Below are 24,460 nucleotides of genomic sequence, written 5' to 3' on the forward strand. Positions count from 1 at the left end.
ACGGCTCCCGCCCGGCGGCGTCTACGGCTCCCGCCCGGCCGGGCCTCCCGCCAGGTCCGCCAGGTCCAGCGCCGCCGCGATCCGGGACGCGACATCCTCCGCGTACGACGCGTCCGCGCGGTCGAACGGGCGCCGGGAGGGGCCGCGCAGGAACGTCGCCACGCCCAGCGTCCGGCCCCGGCTGCGCAGCACCACGCACAGGCCGTGCACCGTGCCGTCCGGCCACTTGCGGGCCGCGGCCCAGCCCTCCGCGATCGCCGGGCCCGCGCCGGCCCGTACCGAACCACACCGTTCCAGCGCCTGGGCGGCCGGATGGCCGGGACCGTAGGCCACCGGGATGCCGGTCGGCGGCATGGCTTCGGAGGGGCCGGGCGCGCCGGCGGGTGAGGCGATGGCCCGTACGAGGGCGGACGGGCCGTCCTCGGGCGCGCCGCCCTCACCGCCACCGGACCCGCCCCCCACCACATCGATCAGCCCGTGATCGGCGAACCCCGCCAGGGCGAAGTCGAGGTGGACCGCCGCCGCCTCCATCGGGTCCTCGCACTCCCCCGCCGCCCGGCCCGCGCGGTGCAGCTGCTGGGCGCGGAAGCGCAGCAGCGAGGCCTCCTGCTCGGCGCGTTTGGCGTCCGTGACGTCCTGGAAGATCCAGCCCACGCCGAGCGGTACGGGCTCCTCGGCCAGCGGCGAGGCCAGCCGCACGAAGCCGCTGCGCCAGCACCGGCGGGTCTGTTCGACCTCGTCGGACCGGAGCATCACCCACAGCTCGGCGGCGGCCGGCGGCGTGCCCTCGGCCAGGACGTGCGTCAGGGCGCTCTCCAGCTCCTCCACGCCCTGGGTCAGCAGATCGCCCAGCGGGCGCCCCAGCACGGCCGTACGGCCCATGCCCAGGGCGCGCGCGGCGTGCGCGTTGACGACGGCGGGCCGCAGGTCGGCGTCGACCAGCACCACGCCCCAGGAGGCGTCCACGAAGAGGGCCTCGCTCAGGGCGATGGAGCGCTCCAGGTCGATCTGGGCGTGCACCTCGCTGAACGCGCAGTACACGCCCGCCGCCCGGCCGTCGGGCCCGAGCACGGCGGAGGACTGCGTACGCACCAGGACGCGGCGCCCGTCCTTCGTCAGCAGCGCGAACTCGTGGACCTGACGCCCGGGCGAGCGCGTCGCCGCCAGCAGGTCGGCCTCGACCTCGTCGGCGTCCTCCTTGCGGACCGCCCAGCCGGCCAGCCCCTGCCTGCCGACCGCCTCGGCCGCCGTCCAGCCGAGGAGCCGCTCGGCCTCGCGGTTCCAGTGGGTGACCGCGCCGTCCGCGCCGAAGGCGCACAGCGCGGCGTCCATCCCGTCCAGCAGGGCGGCGAGCAGGCCGGAGTCCTCGCTCTCCGGCTGCGGGTCCGGACCGTCGCCGGGCGGGCCGCCCGCGTACCCGTCCTCCGGCGGGCCGCCCCGGTCCGCGGACCGGCCCGGCCCCCCGGGCGGTACGGGCTCGAAGCGGTGCGACGAGGACGACGAAGACGAAGAGGACGACGAAGACGAAGCAGCCACTGGCACCCCCTACGAACCCGGCGGACCCAAGAAATACGGCCGCACGTGCTGCATGTCGGATCATTCAACTGGAACGTGACGCGGGCCACACCCCATTCGCCGAAATCGCTGCCCCGGGAAATTCGGTTGTGCGGCCCCGGGGCCGGTTCCTAGGGTGTGGGGCACACGAGAAGGGAGGTGGTTCGGCAGATGATTTCTCACCGGACGCGTGAGGTGACTGCGGGCTAGCGGCCCGTCGTCGCACTCAGTGTGCAGCGCCGGACCAGCGCGGGGAACAGCCGCGCAGCCGGCCCAATCCCAAGCAGTCACCCGACCCGTGGGCTGCCGGTTCGTCCGACCGGCCCCTCGCGCCTCAGGCGCGGGGAAGCCCGCGGGTCGCCTGCGTTCACGGACGCTTCCACCAGCGCAGCGCCTCGCGGGCGCGGCGCCTCACGGGCGTGGACGCCGCGCCGTACCCGCCGCGCCCCTCAGGGCGCCAGCCGTACGACGGACCAGCCGTCCCCGTCCCCCTGCCGCTCGTAGCGCAGCCGGTCGTGCAGCCGGTTCTCCCGGCCCTGCCAGAACTCGACGGTCTCCGCGACGACCCGGAAACCGCCCCAGTGCGGCGGCGCCGGCACCTGCTCGCCCTCCGGGTAGCGGGCCGCCAGCTCGGCCCAGCCGCGCTCCAGTTCGGCGCGGGAGGCGACCGGCGCGGACTGGTCGCTGGCCCAGGCACCCAGCTGCGAACCGTGCGGGCGGGTACGGAAGTACGCGGCGGTCTCGTCGCGTCCGATGCGGGTGGCCGGGCCGGTCACGATCACCTGGCGGGCGAGCGGGTGCCACGGGAAGAGCAGCGAGGCGTAAGGGTTCTCCGCCAGGTCGCGGCCCTTGCGGCTGGTGTAGTTGGTGAAGAACACGAAGCCGTGCTCGTCGAACCGCTTGAGCAGCACGGTCCTTGAGCTGGGGCGGCCGGCGGCGTCGGCGGTCGAGACGACCATCGCGTTCGGTTCGTGCAGTCCGCTCGCGGCCGCTTCCTTGAACCAGCGCGCGAACTGGTCGTACGGGCTGAGGGCGAGGTCTGTCGCGTCGAGTCCCTCGGCGCGGTACTGCGCCCGCATGGCGGAAGGATCGAACGGATCGGGGAGCGGCGTGTCGGCGGAGTGCACGGCCACATCTTGCAGCATGAAGGCCTGTTGGGGCAGCCGGGTGGCAGGGAAGTCTGCCCTTGGACGGCGGTGCGTAACCCTCCCGTAAGCGAATCGCCCGGTGTGCCGGATCTCACGCTTCCCGGTAAGTGCCGGACCGGCCAAAATCGTGCCGCGCGCCACTGTGGCGCGGCGACAACGAGGGATATCGTGTCCGCCCTGAAGTGATCGAAGTGACGTGCTCCGGGCGGGACGCCACGGGCGCCGGTCGGGTGACCAACGCCCGCGCGGGGCATGACGGGAGTGACCGGTACGGACCGCGAGCCGCAGGGTGGCCGCGTAACCGGACCGGTGCCCGGCCGGCCGCGCGGTGTCCGCGAACCGCCGCCCCGACCAGCCTGACCTGACAGTTCTCGAACGCACGGCATCTTGGTCATGAGCCGCATGTCGTCCACATCTTGAGGAGCCGCCTGATGTCCGACTTCGTCCCCGGACTCGAAGGAGTCGTCGCGTTCGAAACGGAGATCGCCGAACCGGACAAGGAAGGCGGCGCGCTCCGGTACCGCGGTGTCGACATCGAGGACCTGGTCGGAAAGGTCTCCTTCGGGAACGTGTGGGGGCTGCTGGTCGACGGGTCGTTCAACCCCGGCCTGCCGCCGGCCGAGCCGTTCCCGATCCCCGTCCACTCGGGTGACATCCGGGTGGACGTGCAGTCCGCGCTGGCCATGCTCGCGCCGGTGTGGGGCCTGAAACCGCTGCTGGACACCGACGAGCAGACGGCCCGGGACGAGCTGGCGCGGGCCGCGGTCATGGCGCTGTCGTACGTGGCGCAGTCGGCGCGCGGACAGGGCCTGCCGATGGTGCCGCAGAAGGAGATCGACAAGGCCGGGACCATCGTCGAGCGCTTCATGAAGCGCTGGCGGGGCGAGCCCGACCCGAAGCACGTCGCGGCCGTGGACGCGTACTGGACCTCGGCGGCCGAGCACGGCATGAACGCCTCCACCTTCACGGCGCGGGTCATCGCCTCGACCGGTGCCGACGTGGCGGCCGCGCTGTCCGGCGCGGTCGGGGCGATGTCCGGGCCGCTGCACGGCGGCGCGCCGTCCCGGGTCCTCGGCATGATCGAGGAGATCGAGCGGACGGGTGACGCGACGGCGTACGTGAAGCGGGCGCTGGACCGCGGCGAGCGGCTGATGGGCTTCGGCCACCGGGTGTACCGCGCCGAGGACCCGCGGGCGCGGGTGCTGCGGCGCACGGCGCGCGAGCTGGGCGCGCCGCGCTTCGAGATCGCGGAGGCGCTGGAGAAGGCCGCCCTGGAGGAGCTGCACAACCGGCGCCCGGACCGCGTCCTGGCGACGAACGTGGAGTTCTGGGCGGCGATCGTGCTGGACTTCGCGGAGGTCCCGGCGCACATGTTCACGTCGATGTTCACCTGTGCCCGTACGGCGGGCTGGAGCGCGCACATCCTGGAGCAGAAGCGGACCGGCCGCCTGGTCCGGCCGTCGGCCAAGTACGTGGGCCCGGGGCCGCGCGGCCCCGAGTCGGTGGACGGCTACACGCTGCCCGCATAGGGGCCGGTGCCTAGGCGGCCGGGCGCTCCTGGCGCCGTATGGCGTCCTCGGTGACGGGCGTGAACAGGTTGACCAGGTTGCCGTCGGGGTCCCGCAGGAGCAGGGAGCGGTTGCCCCACGGCATGGTCGTGGGCTCCTGGACGAACGTGCGGCCGAGGGACGCCAGACGCCGGTGTTCCGCGTCGACGTCGGTGACGCGGAACTCGGTGATCACGGTGTGGTTGGCGGCGGCCCGGGCGGTCCCCTCGCCGAACAGGGCCACCGTGCGGCTGCCGGCGATCGCCAGCGTGCCGGAGGGTGTGCGGAGTTCGGCGAATTCGGGGGTGGACCAGGCGGCGGTCACGCCGGTGACGTCTTCGTAGAACGCGACGAGGCGGGCGACGTCGTCGGTGATCACGCGGAGGGAGACGAGGTTCACGGTTCGGCTTTCTGGTGTAGGGAGATGCGCCCTGATCTGCGGGCTTCCCTCACGCTAGGACCAATACCGGACAGGTTCCGCCCGGTATTCGCGGCAGACTTCCAGGGTGACCACTTCGACCACCGCCCGGGTGCTCGCCCTGCTGGAGATCCTTCAGGGCGGCGGCATCCGTACCGTTCCCGACCTGGCCGCCCGCCTCGGCGTGGACGAACGCACGGTCCGCCGCTACGTCGGCCACCTGCTGGATCTGGACATCCCCGTCGACGCGGTGCGGGGACGCCACGGCGGCTACCGGCTCGCCCCCGGCTACCGGATGCCCCCGCTGATGCTCACCGACGAGGAGGCCCTGGCCGTCCTGCTGGGCCTGCTCGCGGGGCAGCGCGGCGGGCCGGGTGCCGCCTCCGCGGCGGCCGGTGAGAGCGCCGCGGCGAAGGTGCGGCGGGTACTGCCGGTGGCCTTGCGGCGGCGGCTGGAAGCGCTGCTGGAGACGGCCGACTTCACCGAGCGGCCCCGGCCCGCCGCTCCGCCGGAGGCGGCGGTGCTGCTCGAACTCGCCGAGGCCGTACGACGGCGGCGGCCGGTGGAGTTCGCGTACACCGACCGCAAGGGCAGCGGCAGCGCCCGTACGGTCCTGCCGTACGGTCTCGTGGCGCACTCCGGACGGTGGTACCTGACCGCGGCGAACCGGGACGGCGGGGAGATGCGGATCTTCCGGCTGGACCGGATCGCCCTGGTCCGCGTGCTGTCCGGTTCGTTCGATGTCCCGGACGGTTTCGACCCGGCGGCGACCGTCCTCGACCACCTCGCCCGTACGCCATGGACCCACGACGTGTCGCTGCGCGTCCGCGGCAGCGTCGAGCAGATCCGCGAACGCCTCCCGGCCGGGATCGCCGCCCTGTCCGATGACGGGGCCGAATGGGTCAGCGTCCGCATCCGGGCCGAGCGGCTGGACTGGATTCCGCCCGTACTGGCCGCGCTGGACCACCCGTTCGTCATCGAGCGCCCGGCCGCCCTGCGCGACCTCGTACGCGAGCTGGCCCGCCGCCTGGGCTCGTACGCGGACGCCGAAGCCGACGAGCGGCCCTCCTGACCCCGTCATCCCCCGTTCAGCACGGTGTCCAGGATGTGCGCCCACTGCGTCACCACGCGGTCGCGACGGGGCTTGTCCTCCGTGAGGAGGGTGGCCAGGCCGAGGCCGCGGGACATGTCGAGGAGACCCTGTACGGTCTCGCGGACGCCGGGGACCGACTCGTCGGCGCCCAGCAGGCCGACCGCCGTACGGTGCGCCTCGCGGCCGACGCGGGCCTCCAGGGCGGTGACCCGGTCCCGCAGCGGTTCCTCGTCGGATGCCGCCACCCACAGGTGGAGGGCGGCGCGGAACAGGGGGCCCGTATAGAGGCCGACGATCTCCTCGACGACGATACGGGTGCGTGCCGACGATCCGGTGGGCGGCAGGTCGTTCGCCACCGCCTTCAGCGCGCTCTGGCGCATTTCCGCGACGTGCTCGACGGCGGCCGTGAACAGGTCCTCACGCGTACGGAAATGGTGCTGGGCGGCCCCCCGCGAGACGCCCGCGCGCTCCGCGACGACGGAGACCGTGCTGCCGCTCCAGCCGCGCTCGGCGAGGCAGGAGACGGCCGCTTCCAGCAGGGCGCGGCGGGTGGCGCGGCTGCGTTCCTGCTGCGGTTCCTTGGCGGCGCGGGAGGAGGTCACCGTACCCATGACGGTTCCCGGCGCTGGAGGAAGGCGGTCATGCCCTCGCGGGCCTCGTCGGAGGCGAAGAGGCGGGCCGAGGTCTCGGCGAGGGCCGCGGTGTCGCGGTCGAAGGTCCGCAGGACTTCGGCGGTGACCAGGGCCTTGGACTCCGCCAGGCCCTGCGGGGAGCCCTTGCGCAGCCCGGCCAGGACCGGTTCGAGGGCGGCGTCGGGGTCGTCGGCGGCCAGCGTCACCAGGCCGGTGCGAGCCGCTTCCGCGGCGTCGAAGCGCTCGCCGGTGAGGTAGTAGCGGGCGGCGGCCCGCGGGTCCATGCGGGGCAGCAGCGGCATGGAGATGACGGCGGGGGCCAGGCCGAGGCGGGCCTCGGTGAAGGCGAAGGTGGCGCCGGGGCCCGCCACCGACAGGTCGCAGGCGCCGAGGAGGCCGAGGCCGCCCGCGCGGACATGGCCGGTGACCTTGGCGACGACCGGCTTGGGGAGTTCGATGACCGTACGCAGCAGGCGGGCGAGGCCGAGCGGGCCGGAGGCCGCGGCAGCGGCGGGATCCGTGGCCTCCGTCAGGTCCGCGCCCGCGCAGAACGTCGTCCCGGTATGGGTGAGCAGCACGGCGCGCGTGCCGGCGGAGTCGGCCGCCGCCGCGAGCGCCGCGTGGAGCTCGCCCACCAGACGCCGGGAGAGCGCGTTGCGGTTGTGCGGGGAGTCGAGGGTGAGGACGGTGACGCCCCGGTCGTGGGCGTGCCGTACCAGCGGTCCGTCCGGGGTGGCGTCCGGTGTGGCGTCGGTCATGAGGCCGTGGAACTCCTTTCCCTGGCGCGCAGTTCGCGCCGCAGGATCTTGCCGGTGGCGGCGCGGGGCACGATCTCCGTGAACTCCACCCGCCGTACCTTCTTGTACGGGGCGACCCGCCCGGCAACGTACGCGATGACGTCCTCCTCGGTGAGCCGGGCCCCCGCCTCGCCGCGCTGCCGTACGACGTACGCCTTGGGGATCTCGTTGCCGTCCACGTCGGTGACGCCGATCACCGCGGCGTCCGCGATGCCGTCGTGGGCGAGCAGCACCGCTTCGAGATCGGCCGGGGCGACCTGGTAGCCCTTGTATTTGATCAGCTCCTTGACGCGGTCGACGACGTGCAGCCAGCCGTCCGCGTCCACCCGCCCGATGTCGCCGGTGTGCAGCCAGCCGTCGGTGTCGATCATGGCGTCGGTCGCCGCGGGCCGGCCGAGGTAGCCCTTCATGACCTGCGGCCCGCGGATCAGGATCTCGCCGCTCTCCCCGGTGCCGAGGTCCTTGTCCGCGTCCAGGCAGCGGATGCGCATCTCGGTGCCGGGCAGCAGCTTGCCGACGGTGCCGGGCGGCGCGTCGGTGGCGCCCAGCGGTACGACGTGGGTGCCGGGCGACAGCTCGGTCATGCCGTACGCCTGCAGGACGGGCGGGATGCCCAGGCGCCGGGCGCAGGCGTCGGCGAGCCGGGCGTCCAGCGGGGCGGCGGCGCTGACGAGGTAGTCGAGCGAGGACAGGTCGTACTGGGTGACGGCCGGGTGCTTGGCGAGGGCCAGGACGATGGGCGGGGCCACGTACACCGCGTTGATCCGGTACTTCTCGATGGTGCGCAGGAAGTGTTCGAGGTCGAAGCGGGGCAGCACGACGACGGTGGAGCCGTTGCGCAGCGGGGAGTTCATCAGGGCGGTCAGGCCGTAGATATGGAAGAAGGGCAGCACGGCCAGTACGCGGTCGCCGGGGCCGCTGCCGATCAGCCGGTTGAGCTGGGCGAGGTTGGTGGCGAGGTTGCGGTGGGTGAGCATCACGCCCTTCGGGGTGCCGGTGGTGCCGGAGGAGTACGGCAGGACGGCCACGTCCCGGGCGGGATCGACGGTGACGGCCGGTTCGGGCGCGGTGGAGGCGATCATGTCGCGTACGGAGCGGTGCCCCACGGCGCCGTCGCAGACGAACACCTCGGTGATGCCGCCCGCCTGCTCGGCGGCGCTGCGGGCGGTCTCCAGCAGCGGGGCGGCGGTGACGATCCAGTTGGCGCCGGAGTCGCGCAGCTGCTGGGCGAACTCCCCCGACGTGGACAGGGGGTGCACGGTCGTCACGGCGGCGCCGCAGCGCGAGGCGGCGTAGAAGACGGCCGGGTAGGCGAGGGTGTTGGGGCTGTGCAGCGCGAGCACGTCACCGGGGCAGACGCCCGCGTCGGCCAGCGCCGCGGCGATCCGGCGGGTGGCGCCGTCGAGCTCGGCGTAGCTGACCGTGGTGCCGTCCTGGCCGTCGATCAGCGCGGGCAGGGCGGCGTGCGCGGTGGCCGACCGGCCCAGTACGGCTTCGTGGATCGGCAGGTCCACGGGCGCGACATCGGCGTACTGACTGTGAAAGACCATGGCCATCCCCTCAGCAGCGGCGCGCGCCCGGTGCCGGTACGGGCCGCGGGCGGGCGCCTGTCCGTGTGCGTGCAGCATCGCGGTTGCCGGTGCGGTTGTCAGTACGGCGACCGCGATGCCGCGCACGGCCGGACGGACCCGGGTGCTCAGTACGACTTCGGAAGCCCGAGGCTCTGGTGGGAGACGTAGTTGAGGATCATCTCCCGGCTGACCGGCGCGATCCGCGCGACGCGGGCCGCGGTGATCAGTGAGGCGAGGCCGTACTCGTGGGTCAGGCCGTTGCCGCCGAGGGTGTGCACCGCCTGGTCCACGGCCCTGACCGCGGCCTCGGCCGCCGCGTACTTGGCCATGTTGGCGGCCTCGCCCGCGCCCGTGTCGTCGCCCGCGTCGTACAGGTGGGCCGCTTTCTGCATCATCAGGCGGGCGAGTTCCAGCTCGATGTGCACCTGGGCGAGGGGGTGGGCGATGGCCTGGTGGGCGCCGATGGGCGCCTTCCAGACCTGGCGGGTACGGGCGTAGTCGACGGCCCGCTCGACCGCGTACCGGCCCATGCCGAGCGCGAAGGCGGCGGTCATGATGCGCTCCGGGTTGAGCCCGGCGAAGAGCTGGAGAAGGCCCGCGTCCTCTTCGCCGACGAGTGCGTCCGCAGGCAACCGCACATCGTCCAGCGTCAGCTCGAACTGCTTCTCCGGCGCGCCCAGCTCCATGGATATCCGGCTGCGCCCGAACCCGGGGGCATCGCGCGGCACGATGAACAGGCAGGCCTTGAGCTTGCCGGTGCGGGCGTCCTCCGTACGGCCGACGATCAGCGTGGCGTCGGCGATGTCCACGCCCGAGATGAAGACCTTGCGCCCGTTGAGGACCCACTCGCCGGTGGCCGCGTCGCGGCGGGCCGTGGTGGTGATGCGGTGCGAGTTGGAGCCCGCGTCCGGTTCGGTGATGCCGAAGGCCATCTTGCGGGAGCCGTCGGCGAGGCCGGGCAGCCAGGCGCGCTTCTGTTCCTCCGTGCCGAAGCGGGCGATGACCGTGCCGCAGATGGCGGGCGAGACGACGAGCATGAGCAGCGGGCAGCCGGCCGCGCCCAGCTCCTCCAGCACGATGGAGAGTTCGGCGATGCCGCCGCCTCCGCCGCCGTACTCCTCCGGCAGGTTGACGCCCAGGTAGCCCAGCTTCGCGGCCTCCGCCCACAGCTCGTCGGTGTGCTTGCCCTCGGCGACGACGCGGGCGAAGTACTCGCGTCCGTAGCGCTTGCCGAGCGCGGCGACGGACGCGCGCAGGGCGCGGTGTTCCTCGGTCTCGATCACGGGGGTGCTCACGGGGACTCCTTCGAGGGGGAGCGCCGTCATGCGGTGACGACGGCCAGCGGCGTGCCCACCTCGACCTGCTGTCCGGCCTTGACGTGCAGGGCGGTCAGCGTGCCGGAGGCGGGTGCGGTGATCTTGTGTTCCATCTTCATGGCTTCGAGCCAGAGCAGCGGAGCACCGGCCTCCACCCGGTCGCCCTCGGCCAGGCCGTCCGCCACGCGTACGACGGTGCCGGGCATGGGGGCGAGCAGCGAGCCGGGTTCGGTGCGCGCGGCGGGGTCGGGGAAGCGGGGCAGGGCGGTGAGGGTGCGGGAGCCCACGGCGGAGTCGACATAGACCTGGTCGCCGTGGCGGGTGACGGTGAACTCTCGCCGTACGCCGTCCACTTCGAGGACGACGCGGCCGGGTACGGACTGGACGAGCCGCACGCCGGGGAAGTCTTCGGCGTACAGCCCGTCCCGGCCCAGCCGGTAGCGGATCGCGTGCTCGGTCCCGCCGCATGCGTACGTCTTGGTCTGCGGCTGCGACGGTACGTTGCGGAAGCCGCCGAAGCGGGACCGGCCGTGTGCGTCGGCGAGGGCGGCGGCCAGCGCGCACAGGCCGGTGACCGTCGCGTCCGGTGCCGCCGTGAGGGCGTCGAGATGGCGGTCGTAGAAGCCGGTGTCCAGGCCGGTCGCGGTGGCGAACTCGGGGTGGCGCAGGGACCGTACGAGCAGGTCGCGGTTGGTGACCGGCCCGTGCACCCGGGCCCGTTCCAGCGCGCCTGCCAGCTTCCGTACGGCCTCGGCGCGGCCCGGCGCCCAGGCAATGACCTTGGCGAGCATCGGGTCGTAGTGGACGCCGATGACGCCGCCGTCGGCCACGCCGGAATCGAGGCGGACGCCGTCGGGCACGGCGAGGTGGTGCAACGTCCCGGTCTGCGGCTGCCAGCCCGCCGCCGGGTCCTCCGCGTACAGCCGGGCCTCGACGGCGTGCCCGCGCGGCGCGGGCGGCTCGCCCGGCAGTGCCTCACCCTCGGCCACCCGCAGCTGGAGCGCAACGAGATCCACGCCGTACACGGCCTCGGTGACCGGGTGCTCGACCTGGAGGCGGGTGTTCATCTCCAGGAAGTGGGCGTGGCCGGTGGCGGAGACGAGGAATTCGACGGTGCCCGCGCCGCGGTAGCCGATGGTGCGGGCGGCGTCGGCGGCGGCCGTGTGCAGGGTGGCGCGCAGTGCGTCGGAGAGGCCGGGTGCGGGGGCCTCCTCGATGACCTTCTGGTGGCGGCGCTGGAGGGAGCAGTCGCGGGTGCCGAGGGTCCAGACCGTGCCGTGCGCGTCGGCGAGGACCTGCACCTCGACGTGCCGCCCGCCGACGACGTACGGCTCGGCGAAGACCTCGCCGTCCCCGAACGCCGCCGCGGCCTCGGCCCGCGCCGCCGCCAGCTCCCCCGGCAGGTCGTTCAGGTCCCGTACGACACGCATCCCGCGACCGCCGCCGCCCGCCGCCGCCTTCACCAGCAGCGGCAGGTCGGCGGCGGTGGCCAGGGCCGGGTCGACGGGGGCGAGCAGCGGCACCCCGGCCGCCGCCATCAGCTCCTTGGCGCGCGTCTTGGAGGCCATTGCCTCGATGGCGGCGGGCGGCGGTCCGACCCAGGTCAGGCCCGCGTCGGCGACGGCCGCGGCGAAGCCGGCGTGCTCGGAGAGGAAGCCGTAGCCGGGGTGGACGGCGTCGGCTCCGGCGGCGTGCGCGGCCTTCACGATCAGGTCGCCGCGCAGGTAGGTGTCGGCGGGGGCGCTGCCCGGCAGGCGTACGGCGGCGTCGGCCTCGCGGACGTGCGGCGCGTCGGCGTCCGCGTCGGAGTACACGGCCACCGTGGCGATGCCCAGCTCCCGGCAGGTGCGGAAGACGCGGCGGGCGATCTCGCCACGGTTGGCGACGAGGAGGGAAGAGATCACGGGTTCCTCACATCCGGAAGACGCCGAAGCCGCCGCGCGCGCCCTCGACGGGCGCGGTGTGGACGGCGGACAGGCACAGGCCGAGGACGGTTCGGGTGTCGCGCGGGTCGATGACGCCGTCGTCGTACAGGCGCCCGGACAGGAACATCGGCAGCGACTCGGACTCGATCTGCTGCTCCACCATGGCGCGCAGCCCGGCGTCCGCCTCGTCGTCGTACGGCTGCCCCTTGGCCGCGGCGGAGGCGCGGGCGACGATCGACAGCACCCCGGCGAGCTGCTGCGGGCCCATCACGGCGGACTTGGCGCTGGGCCAGGCGAACAGGAAGCGCGGGTCGTAGGCGCGGCCGCACATGCCGTAGTGCCCGGCGCCGTACGAGGCGCCCATCAGGACGGACAGGTGGGGGACCGTCGAGTTGGACACCGCGTTGATCATCTGGGCGCCGTGCTTGATGATGCCGCCCTGCTCGTACTCCTTGCCGACCATGTAGCCGGTGGTGTTGTGCAGGAAGACCAGCGGGATGTCGCGCTGGTTGGCGAGCTGGATGAACTGCGCGGCCTTCTGCGACTCCGCGCTGAACAGCACGCCTCGGGCATTGGCGAGGATGCCTACGGGATAGCCGTGCAGCCGGGCCCAGCCCGTCGTCAGCGAAGGCCCGTACAGCGGCTTGAACTCGTCATAGTCCGAGCCGTCCACGATGCGGGCGATGACCTCGCGCGGGTCGAAGGGGGCCTTGAGGTCGCCGGGGACGATGCCGAGCAGTTCGTCCTCGTCGTACTTGGGCAATTCGGCCGGGCCCGGGTCTTTGTGCGCCTTCCGCCAGTTGAGACGGGCGACGACCCGCCGGGCCTGGCGAAGCGCGTCCGGCTCGTCCACGGCGAAGTGGTCGGCGAGTCCGGACGTACGGGCGTGCATCTCGGCGCCGCCCAGCGACTCGTCGTCGCTCTCCTCGCCGGTGGCCATCTTGACCAGCGGCGGACCGCCGAGGAAGACCTTCGCCCGCTCCTTGACCATGATCACGTGGTCGGACATGCCCGGGATGTACGCGCCGCCGGCAGTCGAATTGCCGAAGACCACGGCCACGGTGGGGATGCCCGCGGCCGACAGCCGCGTGATGTCCTTGAACAGCGCCCCGCCCGGAATGAAGATCTCCTTCTGGCTGGGCAGGTCCGCGCCGCCGGACTCGACCAGGGAGACGACGGGCAGCCGGTTGGCAAAAGCGATCTCGTTGGCGCGCAGCGCCTTCTTCAGCGTCCAGGGGTTGCTGGCCCCACCCCGTACGGTCGGGTCGCTGGCCGTGACCAGGCACTCCACGCCCTCGATGACGCCGATGCCGGTGACCAGCGAGGCGCCCACCGGATAGTCGCTCCCCCAGGCGGCCAGCGGCGACAGTTCGAGGAACGGAGTGTCGGGGTCCAGAAGCAGCTCGATGCGCTCACGGGCGAGCAGCTTGCCGCGCCTCCGGTGCCGCTCGACGTACTTCGGGCCGCCCCCGCCGAGGGCCTTGGCGTGTTCGGCCTCGATCTCGGTGAGCCTGGCGAGCATCGCCTCCCGGTGAGCCGCGTACTCGGGCCCTGCCGGGTCCAGTCGGCTGCCGAGCACGGTCACAGCAGTACCTCCGGTATGTCCAGGTGGCGGGCGCGCAGCCACTCCCCCACGGCCTTGGCCTGCGGGTCGAAGCGGGCCTGCGCGGCGACGCCCGCGCCGAGCAGGCCGTCGATCACGAAGTTGAGGGAGCGCAGGTTGGGCAGGACGTGGCGGGTGACGGGCAGGCCGGCGGCCTCGGGGAGGAGTTCGCGCAGGCGGTCGGCGGTCAGCTCGTGGGCCAGCCAGCGCCAGGCGGCGTCCGTACGGGCCCAGACGCCGACGTTGGCCGAGCCGCCCTTGTCGCCGCTGCGGGCACCGGCGACCAGGCCGAGGGGCGCACGGCGGAACGTGCCGTCATGGGTGGGCGGTTCGGGGAGCGGAGGCTCGGCGAGCGGTGTGAACTCACGGGTTTCCGCAGGTGGGGGCAGTTCGGTGCGGCTGCCGTCCGGGAGTACGGCGATGTGCGGTACGTCCGCGGCGGCCACGTACTCCGCTTCAAAGATCCCGTACGGCTCGCCCTTGCCCGGCGGCGCCGTCATGTGAAAGCCGGGAACGCTCCCGAGCGCCAGCTCGACAGCCGCCCCACTCACCACCCTCCCCACCGCGTCCTGGTCGGCGTCCCGCACGACCAGCCGCAGCAGGGCGCTCGCCTCCTCCTGTACGGCGGCGTCCGGGTGGTCGGTCCGCGCCAGCGTCCATTCCGCGGAGGCCGGGCGGCGCTCGGCCGCGTCGAAGGCCGCCTCCATCTGCTCCCGTACGAGGGCGGCCTTGGCCTCGATGTCGAGGCCGGTCAGCACGAACGTGACCGCGTTGCGCCAGCCGCCGAGGCGGGTCAGGCCCACTTTCAGCGTCGGCGGCGGGGCCTCGCCGCGTACGCCGTCGATACGGACCCGGTCGGTGCCGTCCTGAGTCAGCCGTACGGTGTCCAGCCGCGCCGTCACGTCCGGGCCCGCGTAGCGCGCGCCGGCCGTCTCGTAGAGGAGCTGGGCGGTGACGGTGCCGACGGTGACCGCGCCGCCCGTGCCCGGGTGCTTGGTGATCACCGAGGAGCCGTCGGCGGCGATCTCGGCGAGGGGGAAGCCGGGATGGCGCAGGGTGTTGGCGTCGTGGTCGGTGAAGAAGGAGTAGTTGCCGCCGGTGGCCTGGGTGCCGCACTCCAGGACGTGGCCCGCGACAACCGCGCCCGCCAGCCGGTCGTGGTCCGTGGACGCCCAGCCGAAGTGGGCCGCCGCGGCCCCGCTGACCAGGGCGGCGTCGGTGACCCGGCCGGTCACCACCACGTCGGCGCCGGCGCGCAGGCACGCGGTGATGCCCTCGCCGCCGAGATAGGCGTTGGCGGTCAGTACGCCCTCGCGGCCGGCGTACCGGGGCATGAGGTCGTCGCCCTCCACGTGCGCCACCCGGACCGGGACGCCGATCCGGTCGGCCAGCGCCCGTATGGAGTCCGCGAGTCCGGCGGGGTTGAGGCCCCCGGCGTTGGTGACGATGCGCACGCCGCGCTCGACGGCCAGGCCGAGGGTGTCCTCCAACTGCCGCAGAAACGTCTTCGCATAGCCGCGCGCGGGATCCTTGAGGCGGTCGCGGCCGAGGATGAGCATGGTCAGTTCGGCGAGGTAGTCGCCGGTGAGGATGTCGAGCGGGCCGCCGGTCAGCATCTCGCGTACGGCGTCGAAGCGGTCGCCGTAGAAGCCGGAGGCGTTGCCGACGCGCAGCACGCCGCCGCCGGTCACCGGGCGCCCCGCCCGCCCGGCTCCCTCCCCTTGCCGGGCGGCCCGGCGAACGCCTGGGCGATGTCCAGCCAGCGGTCCGCGTCCGCGCCGTCGGCCCGTACGTCCACGTCGTCGCGGTGTGCGCGCTGCGTCACCAGCAGGCAGAAGCCCAGGGCATCGCCGGTCACCCGCTGCGCCGCGCCCTCCGGGCCGTACGTCCAGGTGCCGCCGCCGGGGGCGCGCAGTTCGACGCGGAACTCCTCGGCCGGAGCGGGGAGCCCGTTGGCCACGTACGCGAAGTCCCGCGCGCGCACGCCGATGCGGGCCACGTGCCGCAGCCGCGCGGTGGGCTCCCGCCGTACGCCCAGCGTGTCGGCGATGTCCTGGCCGTGCGCCCAGGTCTCCATCAGCCGCCCCGTGGCCATGGAGGCGGTGCTCATCGATGTCGCGAACCACGGCATCTTGTCCCGCGTGGTCCGGGTGGCCAGGGCCTCGTACAGCTCGCCCCGGACCGCCCGCCAGCGGGCGAGCAGCTGCTCGGGCGGCGCCTGCGCTTCCTGTCGCGCGCCCTCGTCGACGAAGGTCGCGGGTGAGGCAAGGGCCCGCTGGGCCGCTTTCTCGAAAGCGGCGGGGTCGGTGGCGGACAGCAGGGCCTGCCGGTCGGTCCAGGCGAGGTGCCCGATCTGGTGGGCGATCGTCCAGCCCGCGGCCGGTGTCGGCTCCGCCCACCGCCCCGGCGCCAGCCCGCCGACCAGCGCGTCGAGCGCGTCCCCTTCATCCCTCAGGTCCGCCAGTACTGCCGGTACGGCGTCGGCGTCGGACACGCGGCACTCCCCTCGTCGGCCATCTGCCGTACGGGCAGGGCACGTTGGCTGATGCGGTGCGGGTACCGAGCGTGGCAGCGCGGGGAGAAACAATCAAGCACGCCTGCATGATTTTTCCCGGAGGGACGCGGGGTCACCTTGCGGGTACCTCAGAGCCGAAGCGTTCGAGACGCCGAGCCCGGAAGCGCCACACCGCCCCCGAGTCACGCACAGTTCAGCGGACGCACAGTTCAGCGCCAGCCACGGGCGTGATCGAGATTCGGCCACAATCAAAGACGCACCCTGATCTTCTTCATTTCCCCCTTCCGCTCATGCCAAGATTTGGAATCGAACGCGGTTACGCCGCATCTCACCGGGGGGCAGGTCGACCGGAGCGTTCGGAAACTCATTGAGACAGCGGACGGCAGGTCTTGGAATCATTTGAAGGTCGAACGGTGACCCCGGCCCCGGTTGCAAGGGCCGACGATTCCCGAGGCACCGGCAAGTCAACACCTCGGCAGCCCGCTCGGGAGAATCCCGGAGCCCACCGCACAAGGCACCCTTGGCCGACTTCTGTCCGCGCGATAGCCACCTGAACTTGCCCAGGTCGCACGTGACCGAGAGGCATTCCGCATAAGGAACGTGCAGCGTCACGGATGACCGGCATTCTCAGCATTCGACCACTTCATAACCGCGTCGGCATATAAGGGCCGCATCGCGGAGTGAACAACTCCGAGCGAGGCGGCGGCATACGGGGCTGATCAATCGGTCAGTTACGACTGGAGCCCGTATTGGTACGAGGCCAGGGCGATTCGCCCCGTCGGCCGCGGGCACAAGGAGGTTGAGTGCGGCTCTGGAGCCGGGTCCGTACCAGTAGCGCACTGTGGGCGGCACCATTCGTCGCGGCTATTCCGCTGCTTTACTACATCGGCGGTGCCGGCAAACCGGTGGGAGAGGTGTACGAGTACGCCCCCACAGTCGTCTCCGCGCCTTTGTATGCGGCCTATGCCTTCGCCTACGCGGCCGTCGCGGCGCTGGCGGCGTGGGAGGGCGGCAGGTTGAAGGAAGCGGGTGTCTGGCGGCTGGCTCCAGCCCGCAGTCGGTACCGGATCGCCGTCGGCGCGTTGTGGCCGGTGGTTGTTCTGGGCTGGCTGACCGTGATCCTTCCGGTCGTCGTGGCCCTCGTCGACTACGGGGTGTGGCCCACCGGGCCGAGCCTGCGGCCGGTGTGGCTGGCCATGGTGATGTGCCTGGCGCACGCCGTGATCGGTTTCGCCGTCGGGCAACGGGTGCCCAAGGCCATCGCCGCTCCGGTGCTGGCCATCGGCGTATGGGTGGTGGTCAGTTACAGCGTCACCCTCGATCCTGCGTGGCTGCGCAACGTCTCCGGCGCGTTCTTCAACAAGTTGATGCTCGGGGAAGCCGTCCCGTACCGGGTGCTGCTCCCTCATGTCCTGCTGACCGGCAGCATCGCGCTGGCGCTCGCCCTGGGGTGGGCGCGCCTGGGCAAGGCCGTCCTGCGTATGGTCCTGGCTCTCGCGGTGATCGCCGCCGGCAGCGGGACCGCATGTGCGATGGCCGCTGACTGGGGCTACACCCCGCCTCTCCTGGCCGACCAGGCGCCCATGGCCTGTTCCGGCAGCGCACCACGGGTGTGCGTTCCGCGGACGCTGGGTGGCGTCCTGAAGCCGGCGCAACGCGAAGTGTCCGAGGTGATCAAAGCGTTCGGCGCCGCGGGAGTCGGACTCGCCCCCGCGCTGGTCAGTGACAGCCTCACCCAGGGGCGCCAGGCGGGCGAGCGGCCCTCCACGGCGCGCACCTGGCGGCCGCCGCTCACCGCCGCAGCGCGGGAAGGCCAGCTGCGCTACGCGGTCACCGTGGCAGCCGTCGTTCCCCCGTGCCTGCGTCCCGACCCGGCACGGATGCTGGCCGCGACACTGTGGGCGACCGGCCTCACCGGAACCCAGCGCGACCTACGCAAGGATGTCGTCACCAACAGCACGGGCGCACCCGATGAGATGGCCGTACGGGACCGGGCCGAACAGGCCTACCTCAAGGCCCGGACGCTGCCCGAGGACGAACAGGCGACGTGGTACCGGGCGACGCTGCGCGCCGCCTGCCCAGCAGGCTCGCCATGACCCGGTGCGGTGTGTGGTGGTGGGCCAGGGCCCGCCGTCTGTGGGTCCTGGGCATGGCGCTGGCCGCCTTCGCCGCGCTGGTGGCTGCCACTCAGCAGGGTGTTGCGGTGCCCCTTCTGTCTCTCCTGTCCGCCGTATCGGTGCCCGTGCAGTTGCTGTTGTTCGCGCCGGTACCCGTCGTCGCGGCCCTGGGCTGGTGCCTCGACAACCGGCTGCCGGAAGCCGAGGCCATCGCGGTACGGTCGGTACGGCTGACCGATACGGCTCTGGCCGCTGCCACGGGCGTCGTGGCTGTGGCGGTCGCCGCGGTGCTCGCCGCGGCCGCTGATTCGGCGGCGGCCGTCGCCGCAGGCCGTGACACGTGCTTCCTGGTCGGCCTCATGCTGTGTCTGCGGCCCGTGCTCGGCCAGGGCGCCGTGATGACCGGGCCCGCCTGGCTGGCCGTCGTCGTCTTCTTCGGCTTCGCTCCCGACAGCGCTCTGTACCGCTGGACGATCGTCGGCCACCCCGCGACGTCGGTGCCCTCCCTGGCCGTCACCACACTGACCCTCGCCGCCGGCCTGGCCGTGCTGGCACGCTCGACCCGGAGGTCCTTATGACCCTGGAACTGTCCGACTGCACCTACCGCTACGGCCGCCGTCGCCCACCAGTGCTGAACGGCCTCACCTACCGGCTCCCGGACGGCCTGACCGTGCTGCTCGGCGCCAACGGAGCAGGCAAGTCGACACTGTTGCGTCTCGCGGCTTCCGTCACCCGCCCGGAGAGCGGGAACGTGTCCCTCGACGGACTGCGCGCGGGGACCGCCGCCTACCGGCGAACCGTCGCCTGGATGCCGCAGTCCATCACAGCGATGCACGGCCTGACCGCACGCGAACAGGTCGCCTACTGCGGCTGGCTCAAAGGCATGTCGAGCAGGACCGCTTGGGGAAAGGCAGCCCAGGCACTGGATGCCGTCGGCTTGAGTGACCGGGCCGGCACGAAGACGACGGAGCTGTCGGGCGGCCAGCTCCGACGTCTCGGCGTGGCCGGGGCACTCGTCCACGACGCCCGCGTACTCCTCCTGGACGAGCCGACCGCCGGCATGGACCCGCGTCAGCGCCGCGTCTTCCGCGACCTGTTGAACCAGGTCACCCGCTCCGGTGTCCGCGTACTCATGTCCACTCACGACGTCGCCGACCTCGCCGAGGAAGCCGACCACGTCACCGTCCTGGTGCAAGGCGGTATCGCCCACAGCGGGCCCACCCGGGCGTTCCTCGCCCGCGCCCCGGCCGACACCCCGCCCGGGCGCGCCGCCGAAGCTGCCTATAGCGCCCTCGTGGAGGCCGCCAGCGGTGACATGTCACTGTGACGCATCACGAGGCACCCCGTCAGGGGATACCGCACGCTAGCCGTTGCTCGTACTCCGCACCGCCCCCACACTCGCCAGCACCACCAGCCCGATCGCCACCATCTCCGCCCAGCCGAGCGACTGGTGCAGCACCAGGAACCCGGCGAGCGCGCCGGCGGCCGGCTCCAGGCTCATCATTACGGCGAAGCCGGAGGCCGGGAGCTTGCGGAGGGCGAGCAGTTCGAGGGTGTACGGCGTGACCGAGGACAGCAGCGCGACGGCGGCGCCCAGGCCGATCGTGACCGGGTCCAGCAGGGCCGTACCGGCGCTGGAGATGCCGATCGGCAGGCTCAGCAGCGCGGCCACCGACATGGCCAGGGCCAGGCCGTCCGCCTGCGGGAAGCGCTGGCCCGTACGGGACGAGAGCAGGATGTACGCGGCCCACAGCGCGCCCGCCGACAGGGCGAGCACGGCGCCGAGCGGGTCCAGCCCGTCGAAGCCCTCGCGGCCGAGCAGCACGACGCCGCCCAGCGCGAGCGCCGCCCACACCAGGCTCAGCGCCCGCCGGGAGGTGACCACCGAGAGGATCAGCGGGCCCATGAACTCCAGCGTGACGGCGGCGCCCAGCGGGATGCGGTCGATGGCCTCGTAGAAGAGCGAGTTCATGCCGACCAGGGCGACACCGAAGGCGATGATCGTGGCCCAGTCGCCCCGCGAGTAGCCGCGCATCCTCGGGCGGCAGGCGATCATCAGGACGAGCGCGGCGACGACCAGGCGGAGCGTGACCACGCCGAGCGCACCAGCCCGCGGGAAGAGCAGCACCGCGACCGAGGCGCCGAACTGGAGCGAGATGATGCCGCCGATCACCAGCGCCACGGAGACCAGGCGCCCGCTCCCCGCCGCGTCCCGCTCCGCGGCGCGGACCTCCGGGGAGGCCGGGACCGGCTCGGGGACGGGGGGTACGGGCGGCAGGCCGGCGGCGGTGCCGCCGGACGGGCCGCCGGACGGGCCTTGTGCCTGGCCGGCGGGGAGCGGGGTGCTGGACTCGTGGTGCGACTCGTTCACACGCCCACGCTACGGCCCGCCGTGCGCGCCGTGAAATGCGATTTCCACCTGCTGTTATGCTCCGCCCGCATGACCATCGAGCTGCGGCACCTCCGCTGTTTTCTGGCCGTTGCCGACACGCTCAGCGTGACCCGCGCCGCGGAGCGGCTGCACCTCAGCCAGCCCGCCGTCTCCCGCGCCCTGCGGCAGCTGGAGCAGGAGACCGGCACCCGGCTCGCCGACCGGTCCACCCATCACCTGGAGCTGACGCCGGAGGGCCGCGCCTTCCGCGTACGGGCCCGGGCCGCCGTCACCGCCTTCGACGACGCCCTGGCCCACGCCCGCCCGGCGCCCCGGCCACTGCTCCTCGGCCATGCCTGGTCCGCCGCCGGCCCGTACACCACGCCCCTGCTGCGCCGCTGGCACGAGCGGCACCCCGGCACCGCGCTGGAGCTGCGCCGGATCGACGACCGCACGGCGGGTCTGCTGCGCGGGGACGTGGACGCGGCGCTGCTGCGCGGCGAGCTCCGGGAGGAGGGCCTGGTGGCCGACCGGCTCGGCACCGAGCCGCGGGTGGCGGCCCTGCCCGCCGACGAACCACTGGCCCGGCGCCGCTCACTGACCCTCGCGGACCTCGCCGGGCGCACCCTCGCGCTCAACACCGTCTCCGGCGTCACCACCCCGGACCTGTGGCCGGCGGACGCGCGGCCCGCCGCGACCGTGCCGATCACCAACACCGACGACTGGCTGGCCGCCATCGCCGCCGGCCGCTGCTTCGGCGTCACCTCCTCGGCCACCGCGGAGGTGCATCCGCACCACGGCGTGCGGTACGTCCCCCTCCGCGGCGCCCCGGCCGTCGCCGTGCACCTCGTCCGCCGCGCGGGACCGGGACACCCGGCCGTACCCGACCTGGTGGCGCTGGCGCACGAGGTCTTCGGTGAGGCGCCGTGAGCGCCCGCCTCACCCCTCGCCCGGCAGCGCCTCGGCCGGGCCTTCCGCCAGTGCTTCGGCCAGGACCTCGGCCAGGTGCCGGGCCCGCCGGTCGGTGAGCTGGCCGATCTGAGTACGGCAGGAGAAGCCGTCCGCGAGCACCTCCGTGCCGGGCGCCGCTTCCCGTACGGACGGCAGGAGCTGTTCTTCCGCGCAGGCCACGGACACCTCGTAGTGGCCGCGTTCGAAGCCGAAGTTCCCGGCCAGGCCGCAGCAGCCACCGCTGAGGCCGCCCGCCAGCCCGGCCCGCTCGCGCAGGCGCTGTTCGGCCGCCTCGCCCAGGACGGCGTGCTGGTGGCAGTGGGTCTGGCCGACGGCCGGGCGGTCGAGGCGCGGGGGCTCCCAGTCGGGCGCCCGCTCTTCCAGGGTCTGCGCGAAGGTGCGTACGGAGGCGGCCAGCCGCGCCGCGCGCGGGTCGTCGGGCAGCAGCTCGGGCAGGTCGGTGCGCAGGGCCGCCGCGCAGCTCGGTTCGAGGACGGTCAGCGGGGTGCCGTCGGTGAGCAGCGGGTCGAGCGCGTCCACCGTACGGCGCATGACCGTGCGCGCCTGGTCGAGCTGGCCGGTGGAGACGTAGGTCAGGCCGCAGCACAGGGGGCGGCGGCGCTGCGCCGAAGGCAGGCGGACGGCCAGCCCGGCGGCCTCCAGGACGTGGACGGCGGCGCGGCCGACCTCGGGTGCGAGGTAGTTGGTGAAGGTGTCCGGCCACAGCAGGAGCGCCGGTCCTGCCGGGGCCGGTGCGGGCGTCCGCTTCGCCCACCACCGTACGAACGGCTCGGTGGCCAGCTCCGGGATCGGCCGCTGCGGCGCGATGCCGCCGAGGCGCTTGGCCGCGCCCGCCAGCGGGGTCCGGGCCAGCGCGTTGAGCAGCGGCGCGACCGGGGCCGCGGTGCGCAGCCAGCGCGGCAGGCGGCCCATCGAGTAGTGCGCGGCGGGGCGCAGCCGCCCGGCGTAGTGGTGGTGCAGGAACTCGGCCTTGTACGTGGCCATGTCCACGCCCACCGGGCAGTCGCTGCGGCAGCCCTTGCAGGACAGGCACAGGTCCAGCGCGTCCCGTACCTCCTCGGAACGCCAGCCGTCGGTGACCACCTCGCCCGCCAGCATCTCGTGCAGCAGCCGGGCGCGCCCCCGGGTGGAGTGCCGCTCCTCGCCGGTGGCGCGGTACGACGGGCACATGACGGCCGAGGGGCCGGGGGCGGCGTTACGGCACTTGGCGACGCCGACGCAGCGGCGTACGGCCGCCGAGAAGTCACCGCCGTCGTGCGGATAGCCGAACTCCACGTCCACCGGGCGCTTCGGCAGCGGCGCGAAGCGCAGGTTGTCGTCCATCCGGTCCGGCCGGACGAGCATGCCGGGGTTCAGGCCGCCCGCCGGGTCCCACAGGTCCTTGAAACGGCCGAAGAGGCCGACCAGTTCGGGTCCGTACATCTTCGGCAGCAGTTCGGCGCGGGCCTGGCCGTCGCCGTGCTCGCCGGAGAGCGAGCCGCCGTGCGCCACGACCAGTTCCGCCAGGTCGCCGGAGAACTCCCGGAACCGGCGGACACCGGGCGCGGTCAACAGGTCGAAGTCGATACGGACGTGGATGCAGCCGTCGCCGAAGTGCCCGTACGGTGTGCCGCGCAGGCCGTGCTGGGACAGCAGGGAGCGGAAGTCGCGCAGGTAGGCGCCGAGGCGCGCGGGCGGCACCGCGCAGTCCTCCCAGCCCGGCCACGCCTCCGAACCGTCCGGCATCCGGGTCGCGGTGCCGGACGCGTCCTCGCGCACCCGCCACAGGGCGCGCTGCCGTGCCGGGTCGGTGACGACGGTGTGGTCGGTCGTGGCCGCGCCCGCGCCCCGGCACAGGTCCTCGGCGCGCGCCAGCGCCTCTCCCGGGTCGTCGCCGCCCATCTCGACGAACAGCCAGGCGCCGCCCTTGGGCAGGCCCGCCGCGCTGCCCACCAGGTCGGCGGCCATGCCCTCGACGGTCAGCGGCTGGTACGGCAGCAGCGTGTGCGCCGCCTCGGCCGCCGCGCTCTCGTCCTCGTAGCCGAGTACCGCCAGCACCTTGGCGGCGGGCGGCCTGACCAGCGCAACCGTGGCCTCGGTCAGCACGCCGAGGGTGCCTTCGCTTCCGGTGAGCGCCCGCGCCAGGTCGGTGCCCTGCTCGGGGAGCAGGGCGTCCAGCGCGTAACCGGAGATGCGGCGCGGGAGGCCGGGGTAGCCGGTGCGCAGGAGGGCCAAGTCGCCGTTCACCAGCGTGCGTACGCCGTCCCGCAGCCGCCGCGGAAGCGCGTCCAGGGCCGCCGTCCCGCGCCCGGCGCGCAGCCGCTCGCCCCCGTACGTCAGCACCTCCAGCTCGCGCACGCTGTCGGCGGTGGTGCCCCAGGCCACCGAGTGCGAGCCGCAGGAGTTGTTGCCGATCATGCCGCCGAGGGTGCAGCGGCTGTGCGTGGACGGGTCCGGGCCGAAGGTCAGGCCGTGCGCGGCGGCCGCCGCCCGCAGGTCGTCGAGGACCACACCCGGCTGGACGACCGCCGTGGCGGCCTCGGGATCCAGCGTCACGATCCGCCGCAGATGCCGGGTGAAGTCCAGCACCACGCCGAGGCCGGTGGCCTGCCCGGCGATGCTCGTGCCACCGCCGCGCGGCACCACCGGCACGCCGCGCTCCCGGCACACCCGCAGCGCGGCGGCCACGTCCTCGGCGTCCCGTGGCGCGACCACCGCCTGTGGCACCCGGCGGTAGTTGGACGCGTCCATGGTCATCAGCGCCCGGTCCCCGGCGGCGGCCGAGACCTCGCCGCGCACCGCGTCCGCCAGCTCCCGGGCCAGCTCCCGGGCCAGTTCGCGCGTCCCGTCCCGCGCCCCGCGCGTCTCCGTACGATCAGCCATGCCCCCAGCCTGCCCACTC

Annotated in this window: 19 protein-coding genes; 6 read left to right on the forward strand and 13 right to left on the reverse strand. The window is 73.5% G+C overall.

Annotation, left to right across the window (positions count from 1 at the left end; genetic code table 11):
* Positions 1-21: 21 nt before the first annotated feature.
* Positions 22-1,356: a PAS domain-containing protein gene (locus IH45_RS0119095; RefSeq protein ID WP_078897659.1), complete on the reverse strand. Its 1,335-nt coding sequence runs from the start codon at positions 1,354-1,356 to the stop codon at positions 22-24.
* Between the two features lie 647 nt (positions 1,357-2,003).
* On the reverse strand, positions 2,004-2,699 hold the full coding sequence (gene pdxH, locus IH45_RS0119100) for a pyridoxamine 5'-phosphate oxidase (protein WP_234440591.1): 696 nt from the start codon (positions 2,697-2,699) through the stop codon (positions 2,004-2,006).
* A 434-nt stretch (positions 2,700-3,133) separates the two neighbouring features.
* Here pdxH and IH45_RS0119105 point away from each other — a divergent pair, with 434 nt between their 5' ends.
* Positions 3,134-4,231 (forward strand): citrate synthase 2, encoded by a 1,098-nt coding sequence (locus IH45_RS0119105; protein WP_030669359.1) that lies wholly within the window; start codon positions 3,134-3,136, stop codon positions 4,229-4,231.
* 10 nt (positions 4,232-4,241) lie between these two features.
* On the opposite strand, the gene IH45_RS0119110 is transcribed toward IH45_RS0119105, so the two are convergent.
* Positions 4,242-4,649, reverse strand: coding sequence for a VOC family protein (locus tag IH45_RS0119110; protein ID WP_030669362.1), 408 nt, complete (start codon positions 4,647-4,649; stop codon positions 4,242-4,244).
* 106 nt (positions 4,650-4,755) lie between these two features.
* Between IH45_RS0119110 and IH45_RS0119115 the strand changes: the two genes are divergently transcribed.
* Positions 4,756-5,739: a helix-turn-helix transcriptional regulator gene (locus IH45_RS0119115; protein ID WP_234440592.1), complete on the forward strand. Its 984-nt coding sequence runs from the start codon at positions 4,756-4,758 to the stop codon at positions 5,737-5,739.
* A gap of 5 nt (positions 5,740-5,744) precedes the next feature.
* On the opposite strand, the gene IH45_RS0119120 is transcribed toward IH45_RS0119115, so the two are convergent.
* The 8 genes from IH45_RS0119120 to IH45_RS0119155 form a co-directional block, all read right to left on the reverse strand.
* Positions 5,745-6,371: a TetR/AcrR family transcriptional regulator gene (locus IH45_RS0119120; RefSeq protein ID WP_030669367.1), complete on the reverse strand. Its 627-nt coding sequence runs from the start codon at positions 6,369-6,371 to the stop codon at positions 5,745-5,747.
* Positions 6,359-7,150, reverse strand: a complete 792-nt coding sequence (locus tag IH45_RS0119125; protein ID WP_030669370.1) for an enoyl-CoA hydratase family protein — start codon at positions 7,148-7,150, stop codon at positions 6,359-6,361. Before IH45_RS0119125 ends, IH45_RS0119120 begins: the two co-directional genes overlap by 13 nt.
* Positions 7,147-8,739 (reverse strand): 4-coumarate--CoA ligase family protein, encoded by a 1,593-nt coding sequence (locus tag IH45_RS0119130; RefSeq protein WP_030669373.1) that lies wholly within the window; start codon positions 8,737-8,739, stop codon positions 7,147-7,149. Before IH45_RS0119130 ends, IH45_RS0119125 begins: the two co-directional genes overlap by 4 nt.
* A gap of 146 nt (positions 8,740-8,885) precedes the next feature.
* Entirely contained in the window at positions 8,886-10,055 is a 1,170-nt protein-coding gene (locus tag IH45_RS0119135) for an acyl-CoA dehydrogenase family protein (RefSeq protein WP_030669376.1), read from the reverse strand.
* Positions 10,056-10,081: 26 nt separating this feature from the next.
* Positions 10,082-11,980 (reverse strand): acetyl/propionyl/methylcrotonyl-CoA carboxylase subunit alpha, encoded by a 1,899-nt coding sequence (locus tag IH45_RS0119140; protein ID WP_030669379.1) that lies wholly within the window; start codon positions 11,978-11,980, stop codon positions 10,082-10,084.
* Between the two features lie 7 nt (positions 11,981-11,987).
* Positions 11,988-13,586, reverse strand: a complete 1,599-nt coding sequence (locus IH45_RS0119145) for an acyl-CoA carboxylase subunit beta (protein ID WP_030669382.1) — start codon at positions 13,584-13,586, stop codon at positions 11,988-11,990.
* Positions 13,583-15,295 (reverse strand): acyclic terpene utilization AtuA family protein, encoded by a 1,713-nt coding sequence (locus IH45_RS0119150; RefSeq protein WP_030669385.1) that lies wholly within the window; start codon positions 15,293-15,295, stop codon positions 13,583-13,585. Before IH45_RS0119150 ends, IH45_RS0119145 begins: the two co-directional genes overlap by 4 nt.
* Positions 15,292-16,098, reverse strand: a complete 807-nt coding sequence (locus IH45_RS0119155; RefSeq protein WP_030669388.1) for a TIGR03084 family metal-binding protein — start codon at positions 16,096-16,098, stop codon at positions 15,292-15,294. Before IH45_RS0119155 ends, IH45_RS0119150 begins: the two co-directional genes overlap by 4 nt.
* A gap of 824 nt (positions 16,099-16,922) precedes the next feature.
* On the opposite strand from IH45_RS0119155, the gene IH45_RS0119160 reads away from it, so the two are divergent.
* From IH45_RS0119160 to IH45_RS0119170, 3 genes are read left to right on the forward strand one after another with little or no spacing between them, the layout of a single operon-like run.
* The gene (locus IH45_RS0119160; RefSeq protein WP_050514976.1) at positions 16,923-18,215 is read left to right on the forward strand and encodes a hypothetical protein; all 1,293 of its coding nucleotides are present in this window, start codon (positions 16,923-16,925) and stop codon (positions 18,213-18,215) included.
* The gene (locus IH45_RS0119165) at positions 18,212-18,814 is read left to right on the forward strand and encodes a hypothetical protein (protein ID WP_158813141.1); all 603 of its coding nucleotides are present in this window, start codon (positions 18,212-18,214) and stop codon (positions 18,812-18,814) included. The genes IH45_RS0119160 and IH45_RS0119165 overlap by 4 nt, the downstream gene beginning before the upstream one ends.
* Positions 18,811-19,563: an ABC transporter ATP-binding protein gene (locus IH45_RS0119170; RefSeq protein ID WP_030669396.1), complete on the forward strand. Its 753-nt coding sequence runs from the start codon at positions 18,811-18,813 to the stop codon at positions 19,561-19,563. Before IH45_RS0119165 ends, IH45_RS0119170 begins: the two co-directional genes overlap by 4 nt.
* A 36-nt stretch (positions 19,564-19,599) precedes the next feature.
* On the opposite strand, the gene IH45_RS0119175 is transcribed toward IH45_RS0119170, so the two are convergent.
* Complete coding sequence (locus IH45_RS0119175) at positions 19,600-20,607, reverse strand: EamA family transporter (protein ID WP_107058676.1); 1,008 nt, start codon at positions 20,605-20,607, stop codon at positions 19,600-19,602.
* A 69-nt stretch (positions 20,608-20,676) separates the two neighbouring features.
* On the opposite strand from IH45_RS0119175, the gene IH45_RS0119180 reads away from it, so the two are divergent.
* Positions 20,677-21,537 (forward strand): LysR family transcriptional regulator, encoded by an 861-nt coding sequence (locus IH45_RS0119180; protein ID WP_030669404.1) that lies wholly within the window; start codon positions 20,677-20,679, stop codon positions 21,535-21,537.
* 9 nt (positions 21,538-21,546) lie between these two features.
* Here the strand turns inward: IH45_RS0119180 and IH45_RS0119185 are convergent, their stop codons facing one another.
* Complete coding sequence (locus IH45_RS0119185) at positions 21,547-24,441, reverse strand: FAD-binding and (Fe-S)-binding domain-containing protein (protein ID WP_050514978.1); 2,895 nt, start codon at positions 24,439-24,441, stop codon at positions 21,547-21,549.
* Between the last annotated feature and the right edge of the window lie 19 nt (positions 24,442-24,460).

This window comes from Streptomyces rimosus subsp. rimosus, from assembly GCF_000720725.1.
Classification (GTDB): domain Bacteria; phylum Actinomycetota; class Actinomycetes; order Streptomycetales; family Streptomycetaceae; genus Streptomyces; species Streptomyces rimosus_A.

Bases quoted from the DNA above. Each gene is read 5' to 3' on its own strand.
- pdxH (WP_234440591.1), bottom strand. From the start codon at position 2,699: ATGCTGCAAGATGTGGCCGTGCACTCCGCCGACACGCCGCTCCCCGAT.
- IH45_RS0119105 (WP_030669359.1), top strand. From the start codon at position 3,134: ATGTCCGACTTCGTCCCCGGACTCGAAGGAGTCGTCGCGTTCGAAACG.
- IH45_RS0119120 (WP_030669367.1), bottom strand. From the start codon at position 6,371: ATGGGTACGGTGACCTCCTCCCGCGCCGCCAAGGAACCGCAGCAGGAA.
- IH45_RS0119125 (WP_030669370.1), bottom strand. From the start codon at position 7,150: ATGACCGACGCCACACCGGACGCCACCCCGGACGGACCGCTGGTACGG.
- IH45_RS0119130 (WP_030669373.1), bottom strand. From the start codon at position 8,739: ATGGTCTTTCACAGTCAGTACGCCGATGTCGCGCCCGTGGACCTGCCG.
- IH45_RS0119165 (WP_158813141.1), top strand. From the start codon at position 18,212: ATGACCCGGTGCGGTGTGTGGTGGTGGGCCAGGGCCCGCCGTCTGTGG.
- IH45_RS0119170 (WP_030669396.1), top strand. From the start codon at position 18,811: ATGACCCTGGAACTGTCCGACTGCACCTACCGCTACGGCCGCCGTCGC.
- IH45_RS0119180 (WP_030669404.1), top strand. From the start codon at position 20,677: ATGACCATCGAGCTGCGGCACCTCCGCTGTTTTCTGGCCGTTGCCGAC.
- IH45_RS0119185 (WP_050514978.1), bottom strand. From the start codon at position 24,441: ATGGCTGATCGTACGGAGACGCGCGGGGCGCGGGACGGGACGCGCGAA.